This window comes from Vibrio sp. D431a, from assembly GCF_030248655.1.
GTDB lineage: Bacteria > Pseudomonadota > Gammaproteobacteria > Enterobacterales > Vibrionaceae > Vibrio > Vibrio alginolyticus.
This window is the reverse complement of the sequence record NZ_JAHGAP010000067.1, coordinates 1-4,769: the sequence shown is the minus strand read 5'-3', so window position 1 is coordinate 4,769 and position 4,769 is coordinate 1. Positions and strand designations below refer to the sequence as shown.

The 4,769-nt window shown below is 44.4% G+C and carries 2 protein-coding genes; both read right to left on the bottom strand.

From position 1 onward, the window contains the following. Nucleotides 1-679: 679 nt before the first annotated feature. The gene (locus KJB35_RS27715) at nucleotides 680-2,815 is read right to left on the bottom strand and encodes a lysine decarboxylase CadA (RefSeq protein ID WP_005451159.1); all 2,136 of its coding nucleotides are present in this window, start codon (nucleotides 2,813-2,815) and stop codon (nucleotides 680-682) included. A gap of 117 nt (nucleotides 2,816-2,932) precedes the next feature. Further along, the gene (gene cadB, locus KJB35_RS27710; protein WP_005434864.1) at nucleotides 2,933-4,276 is read right to left on the bottom strand and encodes a cadaverine/lysine antiporter; all 1,344 of its coding nucleotides are present in this window, start codon (nucleotides 4,274-4,276) and stop codon (nucleotides 2,933-2,935) included. Nucleotides 4,277-4,769: the final 493 nt, after the last annotated feature.

The window sequence follows — 4,769 nt, the reverse complement described above, 5'->3', positions numbered from 1 at the left end:
AACGAGTGCCCACACAGATTGATAGGTTCTTATTTTTAAAGAGCTTTTCTAACATTTTCAGCAACTTAGTTGCTCGTCGTTAGGGGTGCGTATCTTACTTCACACCGTGAGAGAGTCAAGCATTTTTTTCAAATTCTTTTTTCTCTCTTCCCGACTCGCTGTGTGACTTTCGTCTCACTCCGTGTCGGTGGATGCGCAGTATAGGGGGTTGAGAAATTAGCACAAGCGTTTTTTGCAAAAAAACTTTCAACCGAACAAATAACAAGCATTCTGCATAGATACTCAACGATCTTGTCTAATATTTCGGGTTGCAGAGGATCTTTTCATGATGAAACACCTGACTTCTGCATTAAAAGATCGCCTATTTCTTTGTGATTTCGGTTACTGATCTTATCTCTCTTGGTTCTTTTTTCTCTTTCTGCCTATATAAAGATGAAAAAAAAGAGCAGAACGATGACGAACTGCTCTTTTGGTCTTTGCTTTTTATTTGGGGTACTTCAGGTGAAGTCTTGGAAAAGTTATTCTTCTATATAGAAGAAAAGATCAGAGCATCCTTGCCCTTCTCTTTACGACAGAATAGTTAGGGGTATATCTAAATGCCGTTATTGTTCGATGACGCATTGAGCTCGTAAGAGTGGAGCATGCTTGCATTCCCAATAGCGTCATCTTCGAGAGGAACTTAGTTCTTCAATACTTTTACGGTGTAGCTACCATCTTTTTGTTGGTATAGACCGTGGATGTCGGTTTCGAAACCTGGGTAATGCGCACCGATCTCACAAAGCATCTCTAGGAAGTCCAGCACAGGGCGAGACTCTTGAGTCACCATTTCACCAGGAAGTACTAGTGGCACACCTGGAGGGTAAGGAAGGATCATGTTCGCACTTACGCGGCCAACCATTTCTTCCAGTTTGATTTCTTCTACGTTACCGCGAAGCTCTTCTTGCCATGCTGCGTGTGGTGTTACTTTCATTTCTGGAAGAACATCGAACGCTTTGTACATTAGCTCTGGTAGGTTGTATTTCTTAGTTAGGTCATGAATTGCTTGTGCTAGTTCTTGAACGCGCATGCCTTCATAGAAGCTTGGGTCTTCGTTGTATAGCGAAGGTAGGAAGCTCTTGATGGTTAGGTTCAAGTCGTAGCCACGTTTAAATTCAGTTAGACCGCGTAGCAATTGCATTGCTTTTGATTTGTCGATACCGATTGAGAATAGGAACAACAAGTTGTATGGACCTGTTTTCTCTACCACGATGCCGCGCTCGTCTAGGAATTTAGCCACCAGCGAAGCAGGAATACCTGATTCTTCTAGTTCGCCTTCTTTATTCATCCCCGGAGTCAGTAGTGTTACTTTGATTGGATCAAGATACATGTGGTTGTCATCCATGTTCTTGAAGCCGTGCCATGTGTCGCTAGGGTCTAGTTTCCAACATTCTGTGGTATCGATGTTTTCTGGTTGCCATACATCGAAGAACCAGCTGTCGCTTTCTGCTTCTAGACGTTTGATCTCTTTACGGAAGCGGATTGCGCGATCGATAGAGTCTTGCATCAACTTCTTACCAGTGTTGCCGCGCATCATTGCCGCTGCAGTTTCAGTAGAAGCAACAATGCCGTACTGAGGTGAAGTTGAAGTGTGCATCATGAATGCTTCGTTGAAAGATTCTTTATCAAAGTCACCTTTCACGTGAATCATTGAAGCTTGCGAGAACGCAGCCAACAGTTTGTGTGTTGATTGTGTTTCGTAGAACACTTTGCCTGGCATCGCTTCACCACTCATACCACATTTACCTTCGTAAATTGGGTTGAAGTTAGTGTAAGGCACCCAAGCACTGTCGAAGTGGATGTGTTTACAATCTAGCGACTCTTTGATGAATTGTGTGTTGTACAACAAGCCATCGTAAGTTGAGTTAGTCACTACTGCGTAAGTTGGTGCTGTTGCACCTGGTGTTTTCGCCACTTTCTCTGCGATTACATCGCGGCTGAATTCGCTTTGTGGGATACCACCAAGGATGCCGTATGCGTTACGAGTTGGGCGGAAGTAGATTGGTGTCACGTCGCTCATCATCATTAGGTGAGTCAGAGACTTGTGACAGTTACGGTCAATCAGTACTGTGCTGCCTGCAGGCGCTGAGTACATACCAACGATTTTGTTCGATGTAGACGTACCGTTAGTTACGATGTACGAGCTGTCTGCATTGAATGTACGTGCGATGTATTCTTCTGCATCTTTATGTGGACCTGAGTGGTCTAGTAGAGAACCTAGCTCAGGCATTGAGATTGATACGTCCGCTTTAAATGTGTTTGGACCGTAAAAATCGTAGAAGATGCTACCAGCAGGGCTTTTCTGGAATGCAGTACCGCCCATGTGACCTGGAGTACAGAAGGTGTATTTACCTTCTTCTACGTATTTGAATAGCGCTTTAGTGAATGGAGGCATGATGGCATCTTTGTATGCCTCAGTCGCTTGGTTGATTTTGATAGCGATGTCGTCAGCCATACCTAAAGCGTACTCGAAGAAGCTCACGTTTAGACGTAGGTCTGTTAGTGAAATGTCTAGAGTAGACTGTTCGTTAGCAAATGCGTGAACAGGCAGTTTTTCGTTGATTTGGCTGATACGTTCACATAGCTCTAGTGAGTATTTATCCCAGTCGAACAGTACACCGCAAATGCGTGGGTTCATCTCAATCATTTTGATCAAGTCTTTATCATCTACTGGGTAAACCACTTCGTAGCCCGCTTTCTCAAGAGCAGCGTGAAGTTGACGAACTGGCTCTTCTTTAAAGAACACACCCATGTGGTTCAAGATAGCGAATATATTCATTTGGACATCTCCAAGGCGAATGAGGGCGCTCTTTGCCATTTACAGGCAATGAGTAAGGTGAGCGCCGCGTGAATTTGGGTTTTATGGGCTGGCACCGTAGTGCCAGCGTTTTGGGGATTAGTTGCTTGCTTGGGCAGGCATGTCGTCAGCGTGCATTTTCACGTACTGAGCAAGACCTGCTTTTTTGCTGTAGAACATCAAGATAACTAGAGACACGATGAAGGTTGCTGTTAGCGTACCGCCCTCTGCACCTGCTAGTGCGATGAAGCAGAACAGACAAGCCACACCAGAGAACAGCATTACGAAGCCGTTGCGTGTTGTCATACCTTCGAAGCGAATCAAGTTAATGCTTGAGTAGAAGTAAGGCAGCATAGTTAGTAGAACTGCGTCAGTTGTTAGCTGGTTGAACAAGTCTGATGCGTGTGCTGTTTTAGAGCTGAAGAACATCAGTACAACCATCAGTGCAGTCATCTTGATTGACGCAAGGATTAGACCTTTCTTAGGCACACCGTTTTTGTCAGTTTCGCCGTAGATTTTAGGGAAGTTGCCGTCGTTTGCTGCGCGTTTACCTGCTTCACCTACTAGCATCATCCAAGAACCTAGCGAAGTGAAACATGCTAGCGCTGTGAATGCTGATACGAATGGTGCTGTCCAGCTACCGAATAGCTCAGTGGTTGCTAGTGCAAATGGCGCACCTGATGCCGCAACTTCTGACGCTGGGAACATACCGCTGATCATTTGAGTTGATAGGATGTAAATCACACCTGCGATACCAGTACCCAACATAGTTGCTAGGGGTACAGTACGTTTAGGGTTTTCTACCATACCAGTCGATACCGCTGCTGATTCCACACCTACGAATGACCATAGACAGATAAGAACCGCTGTTACTACCGCGTGGCTGTCAGTGCCTGCTGATACGTTCCAGTTTTGGCTGTAAAGCGCAGTATCGAAGTGCGTCCAACCAAATGCAGCTGTACCAACAACTGGGATAAGGATAAGAACTAGACCAAGCGTACATAGACGGCTTACCCAGCTACCACCAAGTAGGTTGACGAAAGTGAAGATCCATACCGATGCAATCGTCGCAATACCTGCTGGGATTGGGTTATTAAGCACAGGGAAGAATACTGAAAGGTAAGAAACACCTGTAATGGCAATAGCCAGGTTACCAATCCAGTTCGCGTGGTAATAAAGAACGCCCGTTTGGAAACCAAATACCGGAGACACTTCGCCAGCATAAGCGATAGGACCACCTTCTTGTGGGTTTTTGGTTGCCAGACGAGCGTAAACGAACGCCAGACTCAGTGCTCCGACCAAACAGATCAGCCAACTGAAGATTGAAACAGAGCCTACAGAGGCAAGACTAGAAGGTAATAGTGCAATACCACTACCCATCATGTTACCGGCTACGACACCCGTACAGGCAATAAGGCCGATTTTTTTCGCATTCGATGACATAACATCTCCAAATCTATTCTACTCGAGTCAACATGACTCAAACTGAATGGTTATTAGCGAGATGCTATGAGGAAGAACCTGCTCGACCTCGCTAAATTTCGAAGTGAAGACTACGCCCAAAAATCGGGAAAAAAATAAACTTGGTGTTATCAATAAAATGATTAGTTCATCAACATCAAGTTGAGATAAACATGATAAACACAAAAATATAAAACCATATTATTCATTTAGTTATAAGAAAAACATCAAACCTTCTACCGATAGATAAACTCTCATCAACTCGTTGGTCATCGCGATAAAAGTTATCAACCTCTATCAACTTCCCCATCCCGAAGGGTTAATTCCCTGAAGTGTTGATTCCATAAATCTCTCCCTGATCGCGCTTTTTGACCCACATCAATATTCATCTCGCCTGCAAGAAAGCATCAAAATCATTCTCGCCACATAACTCAGCCAGACACTTCATACAATCAATAGAGATAGAGATAGAGAT

What these genes read in the sequence shown, in the direction of transcription:
- KJB35_RS27715 (WP_005451159.1), bottom strand. Translation starts at nt 2,815, where the DNA reads ATGAATATATTCGCTATCTTGAACCACATGGGTGTGTTCTTTAAAGAA.
- cadB (WP_005434864.1), bottom strand. Translation starts at nt 4,276, where the DNA reads ATGTCATCGAATGCGAAAAAAATCGGCCTTATTGCCTGTACGGGTGTC.